General features: G+C 74.3%; 21 protein-coding genes. 11 read left to right on the top strand and 10 right to left on the bottom strand.

Annotated features, from left to right (window positions below; genetic code table 11):
* Window positions 1–80: 80 nt before the first annotated feature.
* Both ACFVGS_RS08825 and ACFVGS_RS08820 read right to left on the bottom strand, forming a co-directional pair.
* Window positions 81–1,400: an acyl-CoA dehydrogenase family protein gene (locus ACFVGS_RS08825; protein WP_384408112.1), complete on the bottom strand. Its 1,320-nt coding sequence runs from the start codon at window positions 1,398–1,400 to the stop codon at window positions 81–83.
* A 128-nt stretch (window positions 1,401–1,528) separates the two neighbouring features.
* Window positions 1,529–1,987: an RrF2 family transcriptional regulator gene (locus ACFVGS_RS08820; RefSeq protein ID WP_384408110.1), complete on the bottom strand. Its 459-nt coding sequence runs from the start codon at window positions 1,985–1,987 to the stop codon at window positions 1,529–1,531.
* Window positions 1,988–2,423: 436 nt separating this feature from the next.
* On the opposite strand from ACFVGS_RS08820, the gene ACFVGS_RS08815 reads away from it, so the two are divergent.
* The gene (locus ACFVGS_RS08815) at window positions 2,424–3,299 is read left to right on the top strand and encodes a glutathione S-transferase C-terminal domain-containing protein (protein WP_385691740.1); all 876 of its coding nucleotides are present in this window, start codon (window positions 2,424–2,426) and stop codon (window positions 3,297–3,299) included.
* A 118-nt stretch (window positions 3,300–3,417) separates the two neighbouring features.
* Here the strand turns inward: ACFVGS_RS08815 and ACFVGS_RS08810 are convergent, their stop codons facing one another.
* Entirely contained in the window at window positions 3,418–4,455 is a 1,038-nt protein-coding gene (locus ACFVGS_RS08810; RefSeq protein WP_385691738.1) for an SDR family oxidoreductase, read from the bottom strand.
* A 182-nt stretch (window positions 4,456–4,637) separates the two neighbouring features.
* On the opposite strand from ACFVGS_RS08810, the gene ACFVGS_RS08805 reads away from it, so the two are divergent.
* From ACFVGS_RS08805 to ACFVGS_RS08795, 3 genes are all read left to right on the top strand, one after another.
* Entirely contained in the window at window positions 4,638–4,859 is a 222-nt protein-coding gene (locus tag ACFVGS_RS08805; protein WP_384408104.1) for a DUF5133 domain-containing protein, read from the top strand.
* 88 nt (window positions 4,860–4,947) lie between these two features.
* Window positions 4,948–5,310 carry a DUF3040 domain-containing protein gene (locus ACFVGS_RS08800; protein ID WP_385691735.1) on the top strand — a complete coding sequence of 121 codons (363 nt, stop codon included), beginning with the start codon at window positions 4,948–4,950 and terminating at the stop codon, window positions 5,308–5,310.
* Window positions 5,311–5,400: 90 nt separating this feature from the next.
* Entirely contained in the window at window positions 5,401–7,920 is a 2,520-nt protein-coding gene (locus ACFVGS_RS08795; protein ID WP_385691733.1) for a DUF6185 family protein, read from the top strand.
* A gap of 139 nt (window positions 7,921–8,059) precedes the next feature.
* Here the strand turns inward: ACFVGS_RS08795 and ACFVGS_RS08790 are convergent, their stop codons facing one another.
* On the bottom strand, window positions 8,060–9,439 hold the full coding sequence (locus tag ACFVGS_RS08790) for a D-alanyl-D-alanine carboxypeptidase family protein (protein ID WP_385691730.1): 1,380 nt from the start codon (window positions 9,437–9,439) through the stop codon (window positions 8,060–8,062).
* A 231-nt stretch (window positions 9,440–9,670) separates the two neighbouring features.
* Between ACFVGS_RS08790 and ACFVGS_RS08785 the strand changes: the two genes are divergently transcribed.
* Both ACFVGS_RS08785 and ACFVGS_RS08780 read left to right on the top strand, forming a co-directional pair.
* A complete protein-coding gene (locus tag ACFVGS_RS08785; protein WP_385691939.1) occupies window positions 9,671–11,665 on the top strand; it encodes an NAD-binding protein in 1,995 nt (664 codons plus the stop codon).
* Between the two features lie 129 nt (window positions 11,666–11,794).
* Window positions 11,795–13,042 (top strand): cytochrome P450, encoded by a 1,248-nt coding sequence (locus ACFVGS_RS08780; protein WP_385691728.1) that lies wholly within the window; start codon window positions 11,795–11,797, stop codon window positions 13,040–13,042.
* A gap of 18 nt (window positions 13,043–13,060) precedes the next feature.
* On the opposite strand, the gene ACFVGS_RS08775 is transcribed toward ACFVGS_RS08780, so the two are convergent.
* Both ACFVGS_RS08775 and ACFVGS_RS08770 read right to left on the bottom strand, forming a co-directional pair.
* Window positions 13,061–13,306 carry a hypothetical protein gene (locus ACFVGS_RS08775; protein WP_384408096.1) on the bottom strand — a complete coding sequence of 82 codons (246 nt, stop codon included), beginning with the start codon at window positions 13,304–13,306 and terminating at the stop codon, window positions 13,061–13,063.
* Between the two features lie 166 nt (window positions 13,307–13,472).
* Window positions 13,473–13,949 (bottom strand): NUDIX domain-containing protein, encoded by a 477-nt coding sequence (locus ACFVGS_RS08770; RefSeq protein WP_385691725.1) that lies wholly within the window; start codon window positions 13,947–13,949, stop codon window positions 13,473–13,475.
* Between the two features lie 172 nt (window positions 13,950–14,121).
* Between ACFVGS_RS08770 and ACFVGS_RS08765 the strand changes: the two genes are divergently transcribed.
* Complete coding sequence (locus tag ACFVGS_RS08765) at window positions 14,122–14,436, top strand: ArsR/SmtB family transcription factor (RefSeq protein WP_385691722.1); 315 nt, start codon at window positions 14,122–14,124, stop codon at window positions 14,434–14,436.
* Complete coding sequence (locus ACFVGS_RS08760) at window positions 14,433–14,861, top strand: SRPBCC domain-containing protein (protein ID WP_385691720.1); 429 nt, start codon at window positions 14,433–14,435, stop codon at window positions 14,859–14,861. The genes ACFVGS_RS08765 and ACFVGS_RS08760 overlap by 4 nt, the downstream gene beginning before the upstream one ends.
* 44 nt (window positions 14,862–14,905) lie before the next feature.
* On the opposite strand, the gene ACFVGS_RS08755 is transcribed toward ACFVGS_RS08760, so the two are convergent.
* From ACFVGS_RS08755 to ACFVGS_RS08745, 3 genes are read right to left on the bottom strand one after another with little or no spacing between them, the layout of a single operon-like run.
* Window positions 14,906–16,243 carry an FAD-dependent oxidoreductase gene (locus tag ACFVGS_RS08755; protein ID WP_385691717.1) on the bottom strand — a complete coding sequence of 446 codons (1,338 nt, stop codon included), beginning with the start codon at window positions 16,241–16,243 and terminating at the stop codon, window positions 14,906–14,908.
* An 11-nt stretch (window positions 16,244–16,254) separates the two neighbouring features.
* The gene (locus ACFVGS_RS08750; RefSeq protein ID WP_385691715.1) at window positions 16,255–17,676 is read right to left on the bottom strand and encodes an FAD-dependent oxidoreductase; all 1,422 of its coding nucleotides are present in this window, start codon (window positions 17,674–17,676) and stop codon (window positions 16,255–16,257) included.
* Complete coding sequence (locus ACFVGS_RS08745) at window positions 17,673–19,118, bottom strand: FGGY family carbohydrate kinase (protein WP_385691712.1); 1,446 nt, start codon at window positions 19,116–19,118, stop codon at window positions 17,673–17,675. Before ACFVGS_RS08745 ends, ACFVGS_RS08750 begins: the two co-directional genes overlap by 4 nt.
* Window positions 19,119–19,445: 327 nt before the next feature.
* Between ACFVGS_RS08745 and ACFVGS_RS08740 the strand changes: the two genes are divergently transcribed.
* Both ACFVGS_RS08740 and ACFVGS_RS08735 read left to right on the top strand, forming a co-directional pair.
* Window positions 19,446–20,441, top strand: a complete 996-nt coding sequence (locus ACFVGS_RS08740; protein WP_384408083.1) for a hypothetical protein — start codon at window positions 19,446–19,448, stop codon at window positions 20,439–20,441.
* A gap of 209 nt (window positions 20,442–20,650) precedes the next feature.
* Entirely contained in the window at window positions 20,651–22,183 is a 1,533-nt protein-coding gene (locus ACFVGS_RS08735; RefSeq protein WP_384408081.1) for an amino acid permease, read from the top strand.
* Window positions 22,184–22,308: 125 nt separating this feature from the next.
* On the opposite strand, the gene ACFVGS_RS08730 is transcribed toward ACFVGS_RS08735, so the two are convergent.
* Complete coding sequence (locus tag ACFVGS_RS08730) at window positions 22,309–23,103, bottom strand: GntR family transcriptional regulator (protein ID WP_384414201.1); 795 nt, start codon at window positions 23,101–23,103, stop codon at window positions 22,309–22,311.
* Between the two features lie 237 nt (window positions 23,104–23,340).
* On the opposite strand from ACFVGS_RS08730, the gene ACFVGS_RS08725 reads away from it, so the two are divergent.
* On the top strand, window positions 23,341–24,681 hold the full coding sequence (locus ACFVGS_RS08725) for a DUF2252 domain-containing protein (RefSeq protein WP_385691708.1): 1,341 nt from the start codon (window positions 23,341–23,343) through the stop codon (window positions 24,679–24,681).
* Window position 24,682 lies beyond the last annotated feature (1 nt).

Below are 24,682 nucleotides of genomic sequence, written 5' to 3'. Positions count from 1 at the left end.
GCGGTGCCGTCGGGCCCGGGTCGGTCCGGCGGATCACGGCCGGACGGGCCCTGCTCCCGCTCGCCGCGTCGGCCCGGCGGTTACGCCAGGAGGGTGAGCCGGGCGTGGGTGCCGTTCAGGTAGTGGTCGCCGATGTCGCGAAGGCGGTGGTCCGGCGGGACCGCGGCGGTGAGCGCGCGGACGTTGCGCCAGAAGCGGTCGAAGCCGGGGCCGGGGCCGGTGCCGTACGGGTCGGCGGCGGTCGCCGGGTCCACGAGCTGGAGGACGCGGGTGGTGATGTCCAGGGCCACCCGGTTGGCGACGGTCTCCGCCGCGGCCACCAGGACGGCGATGTCGGAGCGCTCCTCGACGTCCAGGAAGGGCCCGGCGAGCAGACCGCGGGCCAGGGCGTCGGTCGCCCGGTCGACGACCGCGGCGGCGGTGTGCGCGGCCGTCGCCAGCTCCCCGTAGGAGCGGAGGACGTAGGGGTCGTCGCCGGCGGGCGCCGCGGCCGGCACCGACGGTCCTGACGCCGGGGCGTCGGGGTGGTGCGCGACGGCCTGGCTCGCGCGGCTCATGTCCCGGGCCTCGGCCAGTGCCCCCTCGGCGATGCCGAGGCCGACGTGCACCAGGAGCAGCCGCAGCGCGAGCGGCGCGAGCGTCGGGTACGGGGCGACGGCGTGCTCGTCGCGGGGCAGCGCGCCGAGCACCTGGTCGGGCGCCACCGGCACCTTGTCGAACAGGACGGTGCCCGCGCCCGCGAGGCGCTGGCCGACACGGTCCGGATACGGATCGGTGAACACGGCCGGGTGCGCCGGGTCCACGAGGACGAGCAGCAGGTCGCCCGTCTCCGTACAGCGGGCGCCGACGACGAGCCGGTCGGCGACCGTGACGCCGGAGGCGAAGGCCCGCCGTCCGTCGAGGACGTAGGCGCCGCCGCCGGCCGGGGTGAGCGCGAGCCCGGCGCGGTCCGCGTCAGGGCCGCCCGGCTCGACCGCGCCGGCGAGCAGCCAGCCCTTCTCGGCGGTGCGGGCGTCCAGGTCGAGCGGTCCTGCCGCCGGGCCGAGGAAGCGGGTGGTCCAGGACAGGACCGAGTGGTGGGCGAGGAGTTCGCCGACGGAGCCGTCGGCGGCCGAGATCTCCCGGATCACCGCGCAGGCCGAGCGCCAGTCGGCGCCGCGCCCGTTCGGGCCGGGCGCGGTGAGGAGGGCCGGCAGACCGGCCTCCTGGAGCCGGGCGACCTCGTCGAACGGGGCCTTGCCCGCCCGGTCCCGGGCTATCGCGTCGGCGGCCAGGTCGTCGGCGAGCTCGCGGGTGACGCGGAGCCAGATCTCGTCGTCGGCACGGCGCCCGGCCGGACGGTCGCCGGGCCGGTCGGCCGGCGCGAAAGGGGGACGCGTGGACTTCTTCGGCGTACTCACGGCACCTCACATGATCCCTAGTATCCCCACTGGAATAGTAGGGATACTGCCAGAGAGGTCACCCGCGCCCCAAGAGACGTCCGCATCGCGGACAATGAGGTCTCGTCAGGTGGGCCTGTGCGCCGCCCTCAGGGGTTGCTCCAGGCCTCCGGGTCCTCCGCGAGCGCCACCACCCCGGGCGGCAGTTCCGCCGCCGCGATCTGCGCCAGCGACACGCCGTCGAGCACCTGGCGCACGTTCGCCCGCAGGGCGACCCACAGCGTCAGCAGCGACTCGGCGGGGCCGGTGTACGAGAGCTCGGGCGGGCGCACGCCGCGCACCGACACCATGGGCCCCTCCACGCAGCGGATCACGTCCGCGACCGAGATCTCCGCGGCCGGCCTGGCCAGCCAGTAACCGCCGTTGCCGCCGCGCTGGCTCTGCACCAGACCGCCCTTGCGCATGTCGCCCAGGATGCCTTCCAGGAACTTGTGCGAGATCCCCTGGCAGTCGGCGATCGCCTCCGCCTTCAACGGCCCGGAGTCCCGGGCCGCGGCGAGCTGGAGGGCGGCCCGTACCGCGTAGTCGGCCTTGGCTGAAATGCGCATACGCGCATTATGCCCAGCTGCCGGACGGGCCCTTGACGGGCGGCCGCCGCCGCTCCCACACTCATGGACGGGAAACCCGAGCGAACAGGTAGGGAAACCATGGGAGCCGCCGCACCGGACCGGGCACACACCGTCCGACCGCCCCGGCCGCTGGTCCTCACCTCCCGGCGCCACATCGACCTGCTGCGCGTCTGCAGCGCGGCGTAGGGCTCAGGGACTCCAGGATCCAGGACTCCGGCCTCCTGGCCTTTTGGACTCCCGGCTCAAGACTCCGGGCGACCCCGACTCTCCAGGCAAGGCCCTGACTCTCCAGGCAAGCCCTGACTCCACAGCTCCTCCGTACGGCTCAGCTCCTCCCTCCGTATCTCTGCTGCCTCCGGCGCGTCCCGACACGGTCGGGTGCCCCGCGACCCAGCACCGAGCACCCAGGAGAACCATGTCCGTCGTTCCCTCGTCCGCCGCGCCGTCGTCCGTCGTCCCGGCCACCGACGACCGGGTCTTCCGCGGCCGGATCGGCCGCGACGTGCGCAGCGGGCACTACCCCGTACCGCACCGCTACCGGCTCCACCTGGCACCCGCCGACCCCGACTGTCTCGGCGTCGCCGTGACCCACAGCCTCCTCGGTCTCGACGACACCCTGCCGCTGCGGCTCCTGCCCGCCCTGCCCGACACCGCCGACGGCGGGTACGACGTCCTCGGCCCGCTCTACGAGGCCAGCGCCCACCTCTACCGGGGACCGGCCGCCGCCCCCGTGCTCAGCGACGGCTGGACCGGCCGCATCGTCTCCACCCACGTGCCCGACATCGTGCGCGACCTCGCGCTGCGCTTCCGCGGCGACGGGCCCGAACTCCTCCCCGAGGACCGGCAGGACGAGATCCGTGCCGTCGCCGACCTCTGCGCCCGCAGCGTCAACGCCGCCGCCCAGCGCGCGGGCGAACTCGGTCTCGACGACACCGCCGCCCACCACGACCCGCTCACCGCGCTGTTCGCCGCGCTCGACTCCCTGGAACGGCGCCTCGCCCGCCGGCCGTACGTCCTCGGTGACGTGCTCACCGCCGCCGACGTGACCGTCTGGGTCACCCTCGTCCAGCTCGACACCGTCCACCGCTGGCACCTGGACGCCGCAGCCATGGAGCGGGTCGCGGACCACCCCGCGCTCTGGGCCTACGCCGCTCGGCTCGCGGCGCTTCCCGCGTTCGCCCGCCACCTCGACATCGACGCGCTCCTCGCCCGGCACCGCGCCCACTGCCGGGGCCGCGAGGCGGCGGGCGCCGCCATGCGGATCGTGGACTGGCCTTCCGCCCGCGGCTGAGCGCACCGGTCGAAGGGTCCGGGCGAAAAGGGCCCGGGCGGAGGACCTCGGCGTCACGCCGCACCTCGCCGCACGGCGTCAGGCGGGCCCGTCGGACGCGCTCGGCCGACGCCCGCCCTCATCCGAAGCGGCGGCCCGCCAGCGGCTCCGTGGCGTCGCCGCCGCCCGCCCGGACCCCGCGCAGAAACGCCTCCAGGGCCTCCACCGAGGTCCTGGCCGGCGTCCACTCCAGTTCGCGCCGCGCCCGGTCGGTGGCCATCAGCGGCAGCCGCAGCACCGCGTCGAAGAGATCCGGCGAGGCCGGTACCGCACGCATCCGCCAGGCCGTCGCCAGCGCGCCGCGGACCGCCGAGGCCGGCACCTTCACCGGGCGCGCGGCGAACATCTCGCCGAGCACCTCGGCGTCGACCACCGGATCCGCCGCGAGGTTGAACGCGCCCCGGACATCCCGGAGCAGGGCCCGCCGGTAGGCGTCCGCGGCGTCGTCGGTGTGCAGAACCTGGAAGCGCAGCCCCTCCAGATCCGGTACCAGCGGCAGCAGTTCGGGCCGGAACAGCTGGCCCGGGAGCCAGCGGCCCGCGAAGATCCGCCGCTGCTCGCTGGCCGACTCCTCCTTGAACAGGAAGCCCGGCCGCATCCGCACCACCCGGGTCTGCGGATGGTCGCGCTCGAAGGTGTCCAGGACCCGCTCCACGTAGGCCTTCTCGCGGGTGTACGCGGCTCCCGGCCAGCCGTGCGTCGGCCAGGACTCCGACACGGGCGCGCCGTTCCCGGGCCCGGGGGAGTAGGCGCCGACCGACGAGGCGCACACCAGGACGGGGACGCGTGCCGCCGCGACCGCGTCGAAGACCCGTACCGAACCGAGGACGTTGGTCTGCCAGGTGGTCGCGGGATCGTGCGTGGGCTGGAAGGCCCAGGCCAGATGGATCACCGCGTCGGCGTCCGCCACGTACTGGGCGAGCCTCGGCTCGTCGCCCTCCAGGGACAGGTCCACCTCGGCCCACTCGGTCTTCGCCAGGCTCAGCCGGGGCCGGCGGCGGGACAGGCCGAGCACCGACGCCACGCGGGCCTCGCCCTCCAGCGCGCGCACCAGACTCGTCCCCACATTGCCCGTGGCACCGGTGATGACGACACGCAGCCGCTCGCTCGGGTTCATGTCTCGACCTTCCGGCATCCCGGGCGCCCGCGCACGCGGAAGGGCCCCGGAAGCGGAACGGACCGGATGCGGAAAATCATGGCGCGGTCACCGAAGGTGACGGTATGGCTCGCGCTTGTGAGCATGTGCACCCACGATGGAGGGATCGTACGAGGGGGGCGAGGCCCCTACAGGAGGACCGGATGCTGCTCCCCGACCGCAACACGATCGACCGCCTGCTGCGGAGCTACCGCTCGCAGGAACGGCTGGTCCTGGCACGGCCGTACGACGTGCCGGCCCGCAGGCGGTTCGAGGACACCGCGTACACGCTGTGCGTCCTCATGGGAGAGCGGACCGCACGCGAGGCGGTCCGCGCGGCCGAGCGCTACACCGCGGAGCGGCCACCCGCCGCGGCGCCGCGCTGAAGGCGTGCGGTTCGGCGGGCCCGTGCGGGGTAGCCGCCCCATGGCAGGGCGGAGGACGGCCCGGACGTACGGGTGGGAGGTGCCGGGGATGGACGGGGCAAAGCTGTCGCCGCGCGAGCGGCGGATCCTCGCCGAGATAGAAGAGGACCTCCGCGCGGACACCGGACTCGCCCGGGCCCTCGGCGCCGCCCGGCCCCGACGACGGTTCCGGCTCGTGTCCGGCAGCCTCACCGCATGGGGCGCGGCCCTGCTCGCGCCCCTCGCGGTCGTGCTGCTCGTGACGGCCATCGCCACCGAAGCCCCGGCCCTCATCTGGAGCTTCGCCGTCGTCTGGGTGCTGACCCTGCTGTGTCTCATGCGCCTGCTGCTCCGCTGGTCGCGCCGCCACCTGGCGGGCGACGAACAACCCCGCCCGGATGAGGGCGACGGGGGTATGTCCAGCGGGCGCTAAGGGCGTCCTCCCTCTGCCGACCACGGCTGACGGGGCGGCGGACGTGTCGGCTGCTGGAGTGGACCCGCCTGCGCGTCGGCGCGACACGCGGTGTTGGAGGCCGTGCGCTGGGAGGATCCTGTGGCGGTGATCCGTCACGGATGCTCCCCGCCGCGCCCTCTGCACGTCCTGCTGCTCCTCCTCTGCCTCTTGCTCCCCGCCGCGGGAAGAGCCGACGCCTCCGCACTCGCCTCGCCGGGCTGTCGAGCCGATCAGCTCAAGCAGGCCACGGTGACGGCGCTCGCCGAGTTCAAGCACCGCGGCAATGACTACAGCATGCTCATGAGCACCATGGACATCGGCGTGCCCGCCACCTGGGCGCACGCATCCGACCTGCTCCTTGATGAGCACTCTCCGCTCTATCGCGCGGCGCTGCGGTGCCTGGTGGGCAAGCCTGCGCTGGAGCGGGACGCCTTCCTTGACTACGAGTGGCGGTTCAAGCCCGTGGCCGTGAAGGCCGACGGCCAGTGGGTCAGGGTCCATTACGTGGCCAGCGCATGGGTCCAGTCCTCGTCCTCCGCCGTCGGCCCGTGGGAGCTGACGGTGGAGAACGACGACTGGCACATCGAGTTGACGCCCGCGATCGCCCTCAAGGCCGCGGACTGGGAACGCGTCGAGGTCAACCTGAGTGGCCCCGGAGCCCTGACGGCGACACCTCCACCCGCCTTCGGCGAAGGCGGATCGAAGCTGAGCTGGCGGCACGTGCGGCCCGGCCGGTACCCCGCGGTCACCTTCCGCCCACCGGCGGTGCAGCGATGGAACTACATCACCACGTCCGTCGAGCCTCGTTGGGCTGCCTGGGAAACATGGGGCTCCTGGAGTGCCTCAACCGCGTTCTGGTACGTCGCCTCGGGCGCCCTGCTGCTCGTCGCGGCTCGACGGCTGAGACGCAGCCTGGCCGGCAAGACGCTGCCGGACGAGTCGCGAGCACTGCGCCTGCTGCGGTGGTGGTCGGTCCTCCTGATCTTCCTGGGGCTGCTCGTGAACCTTGGCGACAACCTGTACCGCCTTGTCGCCAAGCACACGACCTGGGACTACTCTCCGACGCTGTCGGTGTTCAGCCTGGCGTTCCTCGGGCTTGCGCTGTGTTTCCTCGGCAGCCGGTCCACGCGCCTCCGCGTGAGTGTGGGTGCAATCGTGCTGGCGATCCTCGTCTGGTACGTGGTGGCGGAGGTGTACGAGGTCGCCCTCCTCCCCTCCGCCGATCTTGCGCTGTCCACGCCGGGCCTGACCGTGGCGGCTGTGGTCTGCACCCTGTTGATGTCCGTGTGCTGGCTCGGTGTGTTCGCCGCGACGCAACGGATCCTGCTGATCCGGGAGACCAGGATCCCGGCGCGTGTGATGGTGCCCGCCGCCGTCGTGGCGGCGATGGGCACCGTCCTGTGGAGCTATCTCGCCTTCCAGCGCTCCTGGGACCGGGTCAGCTGGCTCGGCGACCCCGACTGGCCGGAGTTCCAAGGCCAGTGGGACGAGGCGCTCGACGGATGGTGGTGGCAGTTCCCTGGGTTCGTCGTTGAGCCGCTGCTGGCCATCGTGTCGATCCTGGCTCCGCTGGCCGTGCTGGGTGTCTTGCGGGTCTGCCGGGTCGAGCAATACGACAAGACGGCGTTCACGCCGACGCCGGCGGAGAAGTTCCTCCTCCTGGTCCTCTTCGCCATCACCCTCGCGCCCTCCACGTACTACTACGGTCTCTCCGCCTACGCGTTCTCCCTGCTGCTGAGCCTGGGCACGGCCTGGGGAGTGCTGGCCCTGGGCTCATCCGTCTCCGTGCTGGAGCGACCCTTCGCCGACAACGCTCCGCTCGGCATGACGATCTCGCGGACCGAACGGGCCGACATCCTGCGTCTTGCGCGCCGGTTCCGGGAGCTGCAGGCCCGTCTGAGTCATCTCGGCACGGCCGACGCCGACCGCGTGGAGCGGGAGTCGCTCGAGGCCCAGATCGACCGGCTGGACCAGTCGCTCCCGGCAGGGGTAAGGCCGGTCGATCTGCCCTTCGCCTGCGGCCCGATGGCCACCTGGTGGGGCAACGCCCGCCGGGGAGCCGTCGTCGCGTCTCTCTTCGGGCTGCCCGCGACGGGCCTGCTGTACTGGACCGAGGTGGTGAAGGGCGACTCCTGGGCGGTGACTGCGGAGGATTCGGCGGGATTCCCCTGGATCATGACGACTCTGCTCTTCTGGCAGATCGCATGGCTCGTCGCGGGATTCTTCCTCGGGGCGCTCTGGCGCGACCTGCCGGGCCGTCACGGGCCGACGAAGGCGCTCTTCGTCGCGCTCGCGTTCGCCGTCCCGGCGGCGGCCGACTTCCTCGTTGCCCAGGTCGTCGGAGAGGCCGTGCCCCAAGTGATCGGCAAGATCGCGGCATTCGGTTCGGTCATGACGTGCACCGGCCTGGTGATGGACCTGCAGACCTTCCAGAACGAGCGCCGCTATTGGGCGACCAATGCCGGGATGGTCGCCTACATCTACCAGATGCGCTTCGCCTCGGTGGCGTTCTTCGTGGCACAGCTCCTCGCGCTCGCCACGCTCTGGAAGACCCTCTCCGAAGTGACTCCGACGTCACCCACCCCTTAGAGAGCGTCTCATCAGTCATCGGCCGAGCCGCACGAGGGCCCGCGGCCCAGCCGGAGAACCCGTCTCGGACGGTCTGCCGCAGCCGGACCGCTCGGACAGATCCCTCACGGCGGCCCGGTGCGGACCGCCGCCCCGGCGTTCAGTTGCCGCGTGCTCCGAAGCGTCGCCACAGCCACAGGGAGAGGGCCGCGCCGAGGGCCGCGCCCACGAGGGCCAGCGGGAGGCCGGCCGCGGTGCCGGACGGGGCGGCCTTCTCGGGGGTGGCCCGTGCGCCGGCCGTCTGCGGGGCCGTCTGCGGGGCCGTCTGCGGGGCCGTCCTCGTGCCGCCGGTGGAAGCCATGAGTCGCAGTTCGTCGCCCGCCTCAGGGCCGGCCTGCGCCCGTGCCTCCGGCTGCTTGCGCTCCCGCTCCCGTGTGCTGTCACCCGCCTGTTCCCGGGTCCGCACCCGCTCCGTGTCGTGCGCCTTGCCCGGCTCCTTGGCCGGCTGCAGCGAGCCGACCGGCTGGACCCGGCCCGCGGCGGCGAAGCCCCAGTCGAGCAGTGACCTGGCCTCCTCGTAGACCGCGAGTCCGCCGCCCCACTGGGGGTTCATCACCGACACCACCAGCGTCCGGCCGCCGCGCCTGGCCGCCGAGATCAGGGTGTTGCCCGCGTTGCTGGTGTAGCCGTTCTTCACGCCGATCAGTCCCGGGTAGCGGGCCACGCCGTCCGCGCCGGTGAGGAGCCGGTTGGTGTTGGCGATGCCGTACGACCACGAGCCCGCCGGGAAGTCGGCGTACGGCGTCGAGCAGTAGCGCACGAACTGCGGGTCCTGGAGGCCCGCCCGGCCGAACACCGCCAGGTCGTACGCGGAGGAGACCTGGCCCGGCGCGTCGTAGCCGTCCGGGGACACCACCCGCGTGTCGCGGGCACCGAGTGCGCGGGCCTTCTCCTGCATCTGGCGGGCCGTCGACTTCCAGCCGCCGTTCATGGCGGCGAGCACGTGCACGGCGTCGTTCCCGGAACTGAGGAAGACCCCGTTCCACAGATCGGACACCTTGTACGTGTAGCCCTCCTTCACGCCCACCAGGCTGCTGCCCTCGCCGATGCCGTTCAGCTCGGCGTCGTCGACCGTATGGCGCTCGTCAGGGTCGTGGTGCGGCATCGCCGTGAGCGCGAACAGCGCCTTGAGCGTGCTGGCGGGCGGCAGCGGCTTGTGGGCGTTGCGGGCCGCGAGGACCTCGCCCGTCGAGGCGTCGGCCACCAGCCAGGAGCGGGCGGAGACCGAGGGCAGCGCCGGCGCGCCCCGCAGCGGCTGTACCTGGGTGCCCGGGCGGTCGAGCCGTGCCGGGTCCACGAAACGGCGCGCGGGCGGGGTGGGCTCCGCGGCGGCCGTTGCGGCGGCCGCGGCACGTGAGGCGGGCGAGGCGGGACGAGCGGCCGAGGCGGCGTAGACCGCCGGGGCGAAGGGGACCGGCAGGGCGAGCAGCAGCGCCGCGGCACCGGCGGCGGTATGACGGACAGCTGACGTGACGATCATTCAGCCACCGTAGGAACGCGTCCACCGTGCCGCAGATCCAAGTGCGCCGACCGGCGTAGCGGGCGTGCCGAACGGTGGCGCGTCGCGCGGTCCCCGGCGTGTCCGCTCGCACCGGGGCAGGGGGCCGGCCGGACTGTCGGTGCGGCAGGGCATCCTGGTGACGTGCCCTCACTCCCGTACCAGAGCAGGCCCGTTGCCTCCGCCGACCTCGCTCCCGCGTCGTCCGAACACATGATCGTCTGTGGTGACGACGTCCTCGCCCACCGTCTCGCGGCCGAACTCCACGAGATGTACGGCGAGCGCGTCACCCTGCTCGTCCCGGCGCCCGGCGGCACGCCCGACCGGCCCGTCGCCCGTACGGGGCGCGCGATGGCCTTCTTCGGGCGGGTCACCGCGGCGGTGACCCGGACGGCGACGGGCGCGGGCGGAAGCGGCGCCTCCGGCTCCTCCGGGGCCGCCGGCCCGTCCGCCGGGCCGGGCGGCCCGGGAGGACCGGGCGCGTCCGGGACGGGCCCGGGCCGGTCGATCCGGGTCGTGGAGACGACCGAGGTCGACGACGACGTGCTGCTCGACGCCGGCATCGGACGGGCCGCCGCGCTCGCCCTGGTCTTCGAGGACGACGAGCGCAACATCCGCGCCGCGCTCACCGCGCGCCGCCTCAACCCGCGGCTGCGTCTGGTCATCCGGCTCTACAACCGCAAGCTCGGCCAGCACCTGGCCACCCTGCTCGACCAGGCCGCGGCCGTCACCGAACCGGGACTCGACCCGGAGAAGCTCGACGCGGCCACCACCGTGCTGTCCGACGCCGACACCGCCGCCCCCGCGCTCGCCGCGACCGCCGTCTCCGGCAGCAAGAAGGTGATCCAGGCCGGCGGACTGCTGCTGCACGCCGTCGACCGCACCCCGCCCGCCCGTGGCGAGGTCGCCGACCCGGGCCTGTGCACCCTCGCGCTGCTCTCGTCGACCACCAGCGACCCGGCCGGCTGCGAGGGATCCGAGCGCAGCGGCGAGCTCGGGCCGCGGCTGCTGCCCGGGGACGCCGAGGTCGCCGCCGCCACCGGGCGGGGCATCGTCGCACTCGAGACGGTGCGGTACGAGGGACCCGCGCAGGCCTCCGGCTGGCTCGGCGGCTCCGGACTTCCGGTCGGCTCGCTGTTCTCGCGGCGGCTGCGCTGGTCGCTCGCCGGAGTCCTCGCCGCGGTCGTCGGCCTCGCCCTGGCCTCCACCCTCACGACCGGCGACCACCCGCTGCACGCGGCCTATCTGGTCCTGCTCGACGTCTTCGCCATCGGCGATCCCGCCGTCGGCGAGCCGACAGGTCGCCAACTCCTCCAGATCCTCGCCGGATTCGTCGGACTGCTCCTGCTGCCGGTGGTGATCGCCGCGCTCCTGGAGGCCTTCGGCACCTTCCGCAGCGCGACCACGCTGCGCCGGCCGCCCCGGGGCCTCTCCGGCCACGTGGTGCTGCTCGGCCTCGGCAAGGTGGGCACCCGGGTGCTGGCCCGGCTGCGGAGGATGAACATCCCGGTGGTCTGCGTGGAGGCCGACCCCGAGGCACGCGGACTCGCCCTCGCCCGCCGGCTGCGGGTGCCCACGGTCATCGGCGACGTCACCGAGGAGGGCGTCCTGGAAGCGGCCCGGATCCACCGGGCCCGCGCCCTGCTCGCCCTGACCAGCGTCGACATCACCAACCTGGAGGCCGCGCTGCACGCCCGCTCCATCAGCCCGGAGCTCCGGGTCGCGCTGCGGCTGTACGACGACGACTTCGCCACCGCCGTCTACCGCACCCTGCGCACGGTCCACCCGGGTGCCCTCACCCGCAGCCGCAGCGTCTCCCACCTCGCGGCACCCTCGTTCGCCGGGGCGATGATGGGCCGCCAGGTCCTGGGTGCCATCCCGGTCGAGCGGCGGGTGCTGCTGTTCGCGGCGCTCGACGTCGCCGGCCACCCGCTCCTGGACGGGCGGATGGCGGCCGAGGCCTTGGAGCCCGGTGCCTGGCGGGTGATCGCCCGCGGCGACGCCGGGGTGCCGCTGAGCCGCTCCGGCTACGGCCCGGTGACGGAGCTGCCAGCCGGGCGCGTCCTCGGGCCGGGCGACCGGGTCGTGGTGGCCGCCACCCGCCGCGGCCTCGCGGAGCTCCACGGCCGCCGCCCGCGACAGCAGGGCGGCGACGCCGCAGGCGGCACGACTCCACCCGGCACCGCCCTTGTTGACCCTAGGATCTGACCGTTCGTGTCCGACCGGTGTCGGTCCCGCGGCGATACGGTGCCGGTCCCTGACCGGTCATGGCGCCGTCCTCGACGCCGGTCCGCTCCGGTTCCGTCCGGCCTGCTTCCGCAGTCAGGAGTGCCTTCCGTGAACAGCCCGCACACCGCCCCCGGGGGCGGAGCACCGCACCGCCTGGACCCGGCCGGCGGCTGCCCGCACGCCGACAACGCCAGGCTGCTCGCCCGGGGCGCCGTGGCCCCGGTGCTGCTGCCCGGCGACGTCGAGGGCATGGTGGTGCTCGGCCACGATGCCCTGCGCGACTTCCTCTCCCATCCCGAAGTCGGCAAGGACGCCCGGCACTTCACCGCCCTCGCCGAGGGGCGGATACCCGAGGGCTGGCCGCTGCGCACCTTCGCCACCGTCCAGGGCATGACCACCGCGGACGACGCCGACCACCGACGGCTGCGCTCCCTCGTGAGCAAGGCCTTCACCCCGCGCCGCATCGAGGAACTGCGCCCCCGCGTCGAGGCCGTCACCGCGAACCTGCTGGACGACCTCGCCGAGGCGGCCCGCGCCGGTGAGGGCGTCGCCGACCTGCGCCGCCACTACGCCCTGCCGCTGCCGCTGGGCGTCATCTGCGAACTCCTCGGCGTGGCCGAGGAGCACCAGGACCGGCTCCACCACCTCTCCAGCCAGGTCGTCGCCACCGACATCGGCCCCGAGCAGGCCGTCGCCGCCAACCGCGAGCTGGTCGAACTGCTCGCCGCCATCGCCGCCGACAAGGCCCGGGAGCCGGGCGACGACCTCATCAGCGCCCTCATCGCCGCCCGCGACGAGGGCGGCGACCGGCTCAGCCAGCCCGAGCTGATCGGCACGATGGTCCTGCTGATCATCGCGGGCCACGAGACCACCCTGAACCTCGTCACCAACGCCGTACGCGCGCTGTGCGCGCACCGCGACCAGCTCGCCCACGTCCTGGAGGGCCGGGCCGGCTGGGCGGACGTGGTGGAGGAGACGCTGCGCTGGGACAGCCCGGTGAGCTACTTCCCGTTCCGCTATCCCGTCCACGACCTCACCGTCGACGGCACCCTGATCCCCCGGGGCACACCGGTGCTCGCCGGCTACTCGGCGGCGGGCCGCGACCCCAAGGCGTACGGCCCGGACGCCGACCGCTTCGACGTCACCCGGAGCCCGGCCGTCAAGCACCTCTCGCTCGGCCACGGGCCCCACTACTGCCTGGGCGCACCGCTCGCCCGACTGGAGGCGACCCTCGCCCTGGAGGCCCTCTTCACCCGCTTCCCGGACCTCGACCTCGCGGTCCCCGAGGCCGGGCTGGCCAGGCACGCCGGCTTCGTCGGCAACAGCGTGCGCGCCCTCCCGGTCCGCCTCGGCTGACGGGAGGGGCCCGCCGCTTCACCGGGCCCTTCCCCGCTCGGCGGCGGGGGAGGCCCGCAGCGCCGCGACCAGGCGCAACAGATGCGCCTCGTTGCCGGAAAGGCCCGCCGCCCGCAGGGCCGCGTCCGCCTCCGCCATCGGATGCGTCAGCATCGCCGCGGCGTACGGCTCGAGCCGCGGGTCGGAGAGCACGGCCTGGGTGGATTCGAGCAGCCGGAGATAGGCCTGGGCTGCGGCGCGCTCGCGTCCGGTGACGGTCGTCATGTCGGGCTCCCTCTCGACGGTCTGAGGCTGTCTCACCCCACCCTCTCGCACGGGTCTGACAACGGGCCCGAACCCGGCCCCCGGCGAGGCCCGCGGGACGCGCCCGCCCACGGACCCGACGGCCGCGCCCTCACCTCCGGCCGGCCCGCCGCTCCGCAACGACCGCCTAACCCGCGCCGTCCAGATACGCGTCGAGCCGTTCCAGGAACACCCGTTGTCCCGCGACCAGGAGCGGTTCGGCCTGTCCCAGGCCGAACCAGCCGACGCGGTCGATCTCCGGGAACTCCCGCAGCACGCCCGAACCCCGCGGCCATTCCATGGTGAAGGTCCCCGGCACGACCTGCTCCGGGTCGAGATCGCCCTCCAGCGCCCACACGGTGACGAGCTTTCCGTTGCTCTGCAGGGACTCGCCGAGCGCGACCCACTCGCCGTCCGGGGCGGGCAGCCCCAGTTCCTCCTCGAACTCCCGGAGGGCCGCGGCCCGCGGCTCCTCGTCGGGCTCGTACTCGCCCTTGGGGATGGACCAGGCGGCGGCGTCACGCGCGGACCAGAAGGGGCCGCCCATATGGCCGATGAGCACCTGTGCCGTGCCGTCCGGCGTCCGGCGGAAGAGAAGGAGACCTGCGCTGCGCTTCCCGGGCATACGGCTCAGTGTGGCGGACCCGGCGGCCGTGCACACCCCTGCGTGGCCCCGTACACGCATGCGAGCCGACGCATCAGGCCACTCTTGAAGCATCGGGCCCCGTGACGCATCCGGAAGCTTGACGCGTCGGGAAACTTTGACGCGTCGGGAAAACCCGACGTATCGTGGCCGCATGCCCACCGACGTGTTCGGCGTGCTGGCCAGTCCGGTGCGCCGCAGACTGCTGGAAACCCTGCGGGAGGGGCCTCGCTCCACGGGCGAGCTGGCCGGGATGTTCGAGCTCGGCCGCCCGGCCGTCTCCGAGCACCTGGCCGTCCTCAAGACCGCCGGACTGGTCCGCGAGGAGCCGCGCGGCCGCCACCGCTACTACCACCTCCAGCCGGCCCGGCTGGCCGAGGTCGGTGCGTGGCTGCACCCCTTCGAGCACTACTGGAAGCAGCGCCTGGACGCCCTGGCCGAGCTGCTGGACGAGGAGAACGACACATGAACGACAAGCCCGGGAACGACACCGACGGCACCATCGAGTGCGCGAAGTTCCTCCCGCACCCGCCCGCGGCCGTCTGGACGGCCCTCACCGACCCCGGGCTGCACGCCCGCTGGTGGGCGGCGGGCGACGTCAAGCCCGTGGTCGGCCACCGCTTCACCCTCGACATGGGCAGCTGGGGCCACCAGCCCTGCGAGGTGACCGAGGTCGAGCCCGAACGCCTCCTCGCCTACCGCTTCGCCGAGGGCTCCCTCGACACCACCATCACCTGGCGCCTCGTCCCCGAGGGCACGGGGACCCGGCTCTTCCTCACCCACACGGGCTTCGACCTCGACTCGCCCATGGGCCGCCAGGCCCTGGAGGGCATGGGCGAGGGCTGGCCCCACCTCCTCGACCGCATGGAAACCACCCTGACCGAATCCCGCTGAACCCCCGATTCCCCCTCGACCCCCGCCCGAAGGCGGCCCGCCGATCAGGCCGGGCCGGGTCCCGGCCACGCCCCGGCTCCGCCGGAGAGGCGTATCCGCACCAGGCCGCCCGTGGGGTCCGCGGTCGTCGACCAGTGGGCCGGATGGCGCAGGGAGCGGTGGGGTTCGAGCAGGGCCTGGACGCGGTGCTCGTAGAGCACGCGGTCGTCCTGGTGGACGGTCAGGACGGGGGACACGAGGCGCTGCGCGGGGCGGAGCAGCAGGGTGGGCGCCGGGCCGGCGGACGGGGCGGCGGCGAGGCGGCCGGGGGACAGGTGGTGCAGTGCGCCCTCGGCGCGCAGGAAGAGACCGGGGCCGGGCCAGGGCGCGCCCGCCAGGTGGCCGAGGACGGCGTCCGCCACCAGGCGGCCCTCGGCCGCCGCGACCCCCGCGGGCTCGACGCCCCGCAGCAGGTTGCCCGCCGCGAACACGCCCGGCACCAAGGTGCGCAGGCCCGGGTCGACCGACGGACCGCGCGTGCCCGGGTCCAGCGGCACGCCGCCGGAGCGGGCCACTTCGTGATCCGGCAGCCAGTCACCGGTGAACACCACCGTGTCGCAGCGCAGCAGACCGGTACGGCCGTCCGCGCCGCGTGCCACCACACCCGAGAGCCGCCCCCGGCCCACGAGTTCGACCACCGTCGCCCCGCGCAGCACGGGTCCGCCGCCCAGGCACGGCCCGTACGGCCGGTCGGCGACCGTCGCCACCACCGTGACCCCGGCCCCGCGCAGCGTACGGGCCGCGTGCCGGGCGACCGGGTCGGAACCGACGACGACCGCGCGGCGACCGATCCGCTCGCCACGGAGGCCGAACAGCTCGACGGACTGCTGGAGTTCGCCGGTGCTCAGCACCCCGGCGGGCCGCGCGCCCGGCACCAGGCGGGCACTGCGCGGCCGTTCACGCGCACCGGTCGCCAGCACCACCGCACGGGCGGTGATCCGCTCGGGACCGGTCGGCGCCGTCACCTCCAGGGTGAGCGGCCCCGCCCAGCCGGTCGCGCCGACCCCGGTCCGCAGTGCCGCCCCGGCCCGGACCGCCGCGCGCACCGCGCGACGGGCGAAGACCGGCCCCGTGAACCCGGCGAAGCCGCCGCGCCCGCAGTGCCGCGGCACCCCGCCCGCCGCCCGCTCCCGTTCGAGCACCTCGACCCGGCCCGCGCCGGCAGCCGCGAGCCGCGCCGCGGCGGCGAGCCCCGCAGGTCCGCCGCCGACCACCAGGACGTCGACCGTCCGCCGCCGGGAGCCGTCGCGCCCGTCGGATCCGGCGCACCCGTCGGACCCGTTCGGTCCGTCCCGTCCGGCGAGGCCGTCGCGGTCGTCCGCGCTCCTCGGAGCGGGGCTCATCGGACCGGGGCTCATCGGACGCCCCCCTCGAACAGCGAGCGGACCGTCGCCCCGCAGGAGAAGCCCTGACAGCGCCCCGCCCTGGCCCTGGTCCTGCGGCGCAGCCCGTCCAGGGACGCGGGCGGCACGGGGGAGGCGAGCGCGTCGCGGATCTCGCCGAGGGTCACCCGCTCGCAGTGGCAGACGATCGTGCCGTACGCCGGGTCGCGGGCGATGAGACCGGCGTCGCGGTACGGGCGGGGGAAGGCCTCACCGAGGTTCGGCATCCGCACCGGGGCAAGGGGGCGCTCCGGCCCCAGTTCGAGGCCCGCGTCGGCGAGCAGCTCCACCGTGTGCCGGCCGAGGGCCAGGGAGGCGGTGAGACCGGTGGAGCGGATGCCGCCGACCGTGACGTACCGCAGCCCGGGGTGGGCGGCGACGCGGTAGTCCTCGGCCCCGGTGGCGGCCCGCAGCCCCGCGTAGACGGCGGTGACCTCCTCGTCGAGGAGGTCCGGCAGGATCCGGCGGCCCTGGCTCCGCAGGGCCGCGAGCCCTTCGGCGGTCGAGCCGGTCGCGGTCCTGTCGGCCAGGTCCTCGGCGGTCGGCCCGAGCATCACGTTGCCGTAGACGGTCGGCGCGATCAGCACGCCCTTGCCGAGGGCGCCGGGCACGGGCAGCAGGATGTGCCGGACGAGCTCGCGGGCGAACTTGTCGAAGACGACGAGCTGGCCGCGCCGCGGGGTGACGGTGAAGTCCTCCCGCCCGAGCAGCGCGTCGAAGGCGTCCGCGTACAGCCCGCAGGCGTTGACCAGGAAGCGGGTCCGCAGCACTCCGCGCCGGGTGACGAGCCGGTGCGGCTCGCCGGCGCCGCCGGGCCGCACCTTCTCCACCCGACAGTCCAGGTGGAGGTCGACGCCGGAGCGTACGGCCTGGGTGGCGTACGCGAGCGGCGTGCTCCACGGGCAGACGATCGACTCGCCGGGCACCTCCAGGGCGCCGAGCGCACCGGGGCCGAGACGCGGTTCGCGGGCGTACAGCTCGGCGGCGGAGACCGGGCGGGTGCCGTGGTGCCCGTTGCGCCCGGCCTTGTCGGCGAGCCGCGGCAGGGTGGCCAGCTGCTCCTCGTCCCAGGCGACGAGCAGGGCGCCGACGGGCTCGACGGGGATGCCGGTCTCCGCGGCGTACGCGGCGAGCAGCCGCCCGCCCTCGCGGACCATCCGTGCTTCGAGGGAGCCGGGGACGGCGTCGAAACCGGTGTGCAGGATCGCCGTGTTGGCCTTGGAACTGCCCTCGCCGATGTCGTCGGCCGCCTCGACGAGCGCGACCCGCAGCGGGAAGCGGGCCAGCTCGCGGGCGACGGCGCAGCCCACCACGCCCGCGCCGACCACGGTGACGTCGTACGCGCCGCCGGGCGCGGCAGTGTCCGGCAGGATCCCGCGCCGGGTCACGCTCACGCCGCGCCGCTCCCGTCGGCGAGGAGGGCCGCCACGGCCGTACGGAAGCGGCCGAGCCGGTCCGCCGCCTCGTCGGCGCTGATGCGTGGTTCGTACACGGCCGACGGCTTCCACTCCGGTACGGCCTCGTGGACGGCCAGTCCCGGCGCGTGTCCGAGCCGGGCGACGGCCGCGACGCCCAGCGCGGTGGCGTCGGGCAGCGCGGAGACCTCGACCGGGCGCTGGAGCAGGTCGGCCTGGGTCTGCATGAGCAGCGTCGAGCGGGTCAGTCCGCCGTCGACGCGCAGCGTGGTCAGCGGTGTCCCGAGGTCGGCCGCGGCCGCCCCGGCGAGCTCGGCCACCTGGGCGGCGATGCCCTCGCACAGGGCGCGGACCAGCTGGCCGGGCCCGGTGTCGAGGCCGAGCCCGGTGACAGCGCCGCGTACGTCGCCGCGCCACCACGGCGCCGCGAGACCGGCGAGAGCCGGCACGAAGGTGACGCCGCCGGTGTCGGGGACGGCGCCGCCGACCGGGTCGAGTTCTTCGGGGCCGGCGATCACGCCGAGGTCGGTGAGCCAGCGCACGGCGGACGCGGCCGTGTACACCTGCCCGTCGAGGCAGTAGCTGGTACGCCCGGCGAGCCGCCACGCGACGCAGGCGACGAGTCCGGAGTCGCCCCTGCGCGGTGCGGGCCCGGTCTGGGCGAGCAGGAAGGCGCCGGTGCCGTACGTGCACTTGGCGGCGCCGGGCTCGGTGACGTCCTGGGCGAGCAGCGCGGCCTGCTGGTCGACGAGGAGCCCGGTGAGCGGCAGCGGCGGGCCGAAGGCGGTGGTGGTGCCGACCGGTGTGTCGCAGTCCACCACCCGCGGCAGCGGCTCGCCGCCGAGGCCGTAGACGTCGAGCGCGGTGCCGGACCAGGCGACGGTGTCCAGGTCGAGCAGCCCCGTGCGGCCCGCGGTGGCGGCGTCGGTGACGAAGGCGCCGGTGAGCCGGTGCACGAGCCAGGAGTCGCTGGTGGTGACCACGCCCGCGCCGGTGAGGTGGCGGCGGATCCAAGCCATCTTCGGGGCGGCGAAGTAGGGATCGAGCGGCAGACCGGTGATCCGTGTCAACTCGGCTGCGTGCGAGGCGAGTTCGGTGCAGACGGAGGCGGCCCTGCGGTCCTGCCAGACGAGGGCGTCGGTGAGCGGCTCGCCGGTCGCGGGATCCCAGGCCAGCACGGTCTCGCCCTGGTTGGCCAGGCCGACGGCGACGGCCGGCTCCCCGGCCTCGGCGAGTGCGGCGCGGCCGGCGGTGACGACGGAGTCGTACAGCTCACGGGGGTCGACCTCGACCAGGCCGCCGGGCAGGGCGCGCGGGCGGACCGGGGCGAAGCCGGTGCCGAGCACCCCGCGTTCGGGGCAGACGACGAGGGCCTTGGTGCCCGACGTGCCCTGGTCGACGGCGAGTACCGGGCCCGTCATGTGTGCGACTCCCTGCCGTTCATGGGTTCCTGGTCGTCCTTGATCGCGTTCCTGGCGTGGAACCGGTCAGCCTGATGCAGCCGGGACGCCGCGTCAAGGCTCCGCGGCAGAGGCCGTCAGGTCCGGACCTGACACTGACGTCAAGTCAAATTCGGTCGCTGGCCGGATAGTTACGGTCACGGAGAAAAGTGGATCGATCACATCCGGCAACCTCTATAGTGATCGCCGATCAACGGCCGGGACAGCCGGGACAACCCTGGGGACTGACCACCCCCTCCGCCCACCGCACCGAGGAATCATGTCGCCCACCTCCCGCCCCGCCACCTGATGGCCGGGCACGGCTTCCGGCCCGTCTACCACCCGGCCGGCCACGACCACGCCCTGCGCGGCGCCGTACAGGAGCTGCGCACCGGTCGCTGGGTGGCGATGGCCCGATTACTCGACGAGACGTCCGGCTGGCCCGGCTGGACCCGCCGCACCCAGGTCCTCGCCGCCGTCGCCGCCGGCACCGACGTCGTCGAGACCTGGCGCACCGAGGAACCCCACTCCGTCGCGGCCGGCGTGATGCACGCGCGCGTGGCAGTCGAGCGGGCCGTACGCGCCCACCGCACCGCCCACGCCCGCACCCGCGAGCTCTGGCAGGAGGCCTGGACCGCCTGCCTCGAAGCCGCCGACCGCGCCCCGGCCGACCCCGTCCCCTGGGTGTGCCGGATCGCCCTCTCCGTGCTCGACACCCAGCAGCGGATGGAGGAGCACCGGCTCGCGCCGCCCGCGCCCATGCTGCCGCCCGGCCCCTGGGGGCTGCTCGCCGAGGCCGACAAGCGCGACCCGTACAACCGGGAGGCGCACCACCGGATGCTCCAGTTCGTGTACGCCCGCCGCCCGGGACCGCTCTCCGAGGCCGTCAACTACGCCCAGTGGGCCGCCTCCTCGGCCCCTGTCGGCTCGGCCCTGCACGCCCTGCCGCTGTACGTACGGGTCGAGCGCTACCGGCGCGAGCGCGGCCACGAGCGTGCCCTCGACCTGCACTGGGTCGCCGAGGACGCCGTGCGCGACGCGGACCGCGCCATGGACGCCTGGTTCCTGTTCTGCGCCACCGACGAGGCCAGCCTGCTCGACCTCAACCACCTGGCGCACGCCCTCTACGGGGCCCTCAAGTTCCCCGACGCGGCCCGGGTGTTCGAGGCCCTGGGGCCGTACTGGACCCCGCAGCCCTGGTCGTACCGCACCGACCGCCCCGACGAGCGCGACCCCGCCGAGGAGGTCTTCCAGCGGGCGCGGGCCCGCTGCCTCGGCGGCCCCGCGGCCCGCGGCGGTCCCTGACCCCCCAAGGCCTTCCCCGCGGGCTTCCCCTCCCGCGGCGAAGCGCGCCGCCCGCCGCGTCGCGACGCGCGCCCCGACCTGCGTCGTCCTCACGCGCGGACCACGCGCAGAACCGCGGCGCAGGACCGCGGCGCGACCCGCGCCGCACCCCCGCTGTCCGCCGTATCCCCCGTACGGCGCCCGTCCGTCCCCTTCCCCCGGAGGAACGCATGTCCCGCACCGCTCCCACCGACGCGATACGCAAGCCGCCACCGGCCGCGAGGGACGAGGAGGCCAGGCTCAGGGAGCTCGGCTACCAGCCCGTCCTGGCCCGCCGGATGGGCGGCTTCGGCAACTTCGCGATCAGCTTCTCCGTCATCTCCATCCTGTCCGGCTGCATGACCCTGTACGGCTTCGGGCTCGGCACCGGCGGCCCCGCCGTCATGCTCTGGGGCTGGGCGGGCGTCGGCCTGTTCGTGCTGTGCGTCGGCCTCGCGCTCGCCGAGGTCACCAGCGCCTACCCGACCTCCGGGGCGCTGTACTACATGGCCGACCGGCTCGGCGGCCGCCGCTGGGGCTGGTACACCGGCTGGCTGAACCTGCTCGGCCTGCTCGGCGCCATCGCCGGAATCGACTACGGCGCCGCCCTGTTCACCGGCGCCTTCCTCAACCTCCAGTGGGGCTTCACGCCCACCCCGGAGTCGACCTTCCTGATCTTCCTGGCGATCCTGCTCGTGCACGCCGTGCTCAACCTCAACGGTGTCCGCCTGGTCAGCCTGCTCAACTCGGTCAGCGTCTGGTGGCACCTGGGCGGCGTCGCGCTCATCGTCGGCGCGCTCGCGATCGTCCCCGACCACCACCAGTCCGCGACCTTCGTCTTCACCGAGTTCGTCAACGACACCGGCTGGGCCAACCCGCTCTACGTGGCCGCCATCGGCCTGCTGCTCGCGCAGTACACCTTCTCCGGGTACGACGCCTCCGCCCACCTCTCGGAGGAGACCGCCAACGCGTCCGTGGCCGCCGCGAAGGGCATCGTCCGCTCCATCTGGGCGTCCTGGATCGCCGGCTTCGCGCTGCTCGCCGGACTCACCTTCGCCATCCAGGACTACGCCGGCACCCAGAACACCGCCACCGGCGTGCCGCCCGCCCAGATCCTCCTGGACGCGCTCGGCGAGGGCGGTGCGAAGGCCCTGCTGCTCGTGGTGATCGTGGCCCAGCTGTTCTGCGGCAACGCGGAGGTCGCCGCGGCCAGCCGGATGGTCTTCGCGTTCAGCCGCGACAACGCCCTGCCGGGCTCCTCCCTCTGGCGCCGGGTGAGCAGCCGCACCCACACGCCGGTGCCCGCCGTGTGGCTCTCCGTCACGGTCGCCGCGCTGCTCGCGGTGCCGTCGCTGTACTCGGCCACCGCCTACGGCGCCGTCACCGCGATCAACGTCATCGGGATCACCCCCGCCTACGCCATCCCGATCCTGCTGCGGCTGCGCGCGGGCCGGAAGTTCGTGCCCGGCCCCTGGAACCTCGGCCGCTGGAGCAGGCCGATCGGATGGATCGCGGTCGTCTGGGTCGCGCTCGTCACCGTGCTGTTCTGCCTGCCGCAGCGCTCCCCGGTCACCGTCGACACCATGAACTACGCGGTGATCGCGCTGGCCGTCGTGCTCGTGCTCGCCAGCGTCTGGTGGTACGTCGCCCGCCGCTCGTACGGCACGCCGCAGTCGTACGGCAGTGCCCGCGAGGAGGCGGAGATCGCCGAGGGCATCGTCTGACGCCGACGGAGGCGCGCGGTCGGCGGGGACCATAGGGCCTGTCCGGCGGATCATGGCCGGTCCGCGGCGTGATCCGCCCGACAGGCCCTGGCGCGGGCCCGCGCCGTCCGGGGCCCGCGTCGCGTTCAGCCGCCGAACTCGTAGGTCCACGCTCCCGTACGGGCCGCGAAGTCGATGTCCGTGACCTCCAGGGCGTGCCCGTGCTGATCGCTCACCACCCGGTGGACGTGGAGCCGGGCGGCGTCGGCCGCGCCCGGCCCGCTCGCCTCCGGCGTCCCGTCCGCCGTGGCCGCCCGCGGCGGGCCGGGCGGGACGCCGATCGACTCCCGGTGGGTGGTGCGCAGCCCGGCCTGGTGCATCCAGTGGTAGAGCAGCCGCAGGTCGGGCTGCCCGCAGCGCTCGGCCCGCCGCCGGTAACGGCCGAGCTGCGGGATCTCGGTCAGCGCGGCCCGGGAGAACCAGGTGACCGAGCGCTGCAGGGACTCTCCCGCCGGGGTCAGCACCGCATGGCGGTGCACCAGCGTCGGTTCGCCGGGCGCCAGGGACAGCCGGCCGGCGAGGGCCACCGGCGGCGCCTCCCACGAGAGGGCGGCGCGGACCAGCGCGTCCGTGGCCCTGGGCCCGCCCGGGAAGGTGCGCGGGCAGGGCGCGGGTGCCGCGGACCGCCGGTCGTGGGCGGTTTCGGCGGCGAACGTGCCGCGCCGGTCCGTCACCACCAGGCGTTCCTCGCGCAGCAGTTGGAGCGCGCTGCGGACGGTCTGCCGGTTGACGTGGTAGCGGTGGGCGAGCAGACGCTCGGAAGGAAGCCGGCTGCCGGGGGAGATGCGGCGCTGGACGAGGTCGTCCCGCAGTGCGCGGGCCACCCGGAGATAGAGCGGAAGCGTCGCCGTCGACCTGTGTTCGGGAACGGGCTCGGCCATGTCTCGGACCCTCTCTGTCATGCGTGGTCCCGCCATGCGTCGGCGCGCACGGGTCGACCATTGCTCGGTGTGACCACCCGAGTCGCGTGGGTGATCAATTCCTATCATTGGTCTAAACCATTCTGGAAGTCCCGCCGGGGAGAGTGGCCGAAACGAGCGCCGCGCCGTGTAATGGATCGCATCGGAGCAGTGCCGACGGCCGCCGACGGCGGCGTGGGGAGAGGCTGGTGAGGCCGAATGGCGACACCGTCCGAACGGGCGGAGCGGGGCAAGGCCGCCCGCAAGCGCGTCCCCCGCTCCTCGCACGGCCGCTGGATACCCTCCTCCCAGCGCCCCGACCCGGTCACCGTCCTGGAACGCGAGTCCGTCGACCGGCTGCCCGACCTCGTCCCCATCCGCTACGGCCGGATGATGGTCTCGCCCTTCGCCTTCCTGCGCGGCGCCGCCGCCGTCATGGCCGCCGACCTCGCCGCCCAGCGGCACACCGGACTCACCGTGCAGCTCTGCGGCGACGCCCACCTCCTCAACTTCGGCGTCTATGCTTCACCCGAACGGACGCTTCTCTTCGACGTCAACGACTTCGACGAGACCCTCCCCGGACCCTTCGAGTGGGACGTGAAGCGGCTCGCCGCCTCCGTGGCCGTGGCCGCGCTGCAGAACGGCACCACCAAGGCCAAGGCCCACCGCGCCGCGCAGGTCGCCGCCGAGTCGTACCGGCTGGACATGCGCCGGCTGGCCGCACTCGGCGAACTCGACGTCTGGTACGAGCGGATCGCCGCCGACGACCTGACGGCGCTGGTCCGCGGCGCCGCGAACCGGAGCCGGCTGGAGGACCGGCTCGCCCGCGCCCGCCGCCGCACCAGCCTCCAGGTCCTCGACAAGCTCACCGTGAAGGACGGAGCGGGCCGCCGCATCGTCGACGACCCGCCGCTCCTCGAGCGCGTCACGGACATCGACCGGGTCACGCTCGGCAAGATCTTCAGCGACTACCGCAGCTCGCTCGCCGAGGAACGCCGGCTGCTGCTCGACCGCTTCCGCTTCGTCGACGCCGCCCGCAAGGTCGTCGGCGTGGGCAGCGTCGGCAGCCGCTGCTTCATCCTGCTCCTGGAGGGCCGCGACGACGGCGACCCGCTCTTCCTCCAGATCAAGGAGGCGGGCGAGTCGGTCCTGGAGGAGTACCTGACGCCCAGCCCCTACACCCACCACGGCCACCGGGTCGTCAGCGGACAGCGGCTCATCCAGGCCGCCAGTGACATCTTCCTCGGCTGGATGACCGGTCCCGAGGAACGGCACTTCTACTGGCGCCAGTTGCGCGACATGAAGGGCTCCGCCGAGGTCGAGACCATGTCCCCGGCGCTGCTCCGCGACTACGCGCGGCTGTGCGGGCGGGCCCTCGCCCGGGCCCACGCCCGCTCCGGCGACCGGATCGCGATCGCCGCCTACCTCGGCACCTCCGACGTCTTCGACCGCGCGACGGCCGACTTCGCGCTCCGCTACGCGAGCCAGAACGCCGACGACTACGCGGCGCTCAGCGCCGCGATAGCGGCCGGAGTCGTGACGGCGGCCCCGGGCGTCTGAC

It is taken from the genome of Streptomyces sp. NPDC127114, from assembly GCF_042677525.1.
Taxonomy (GTDB): Bacteria; Actinomycetota; Actinomycetes; order Streptomycetales; family Streptomycetaceae; genus Streptomyces.
This window is presented reverse-complemented; position numbering and strand designations above follow the sequence as displayed.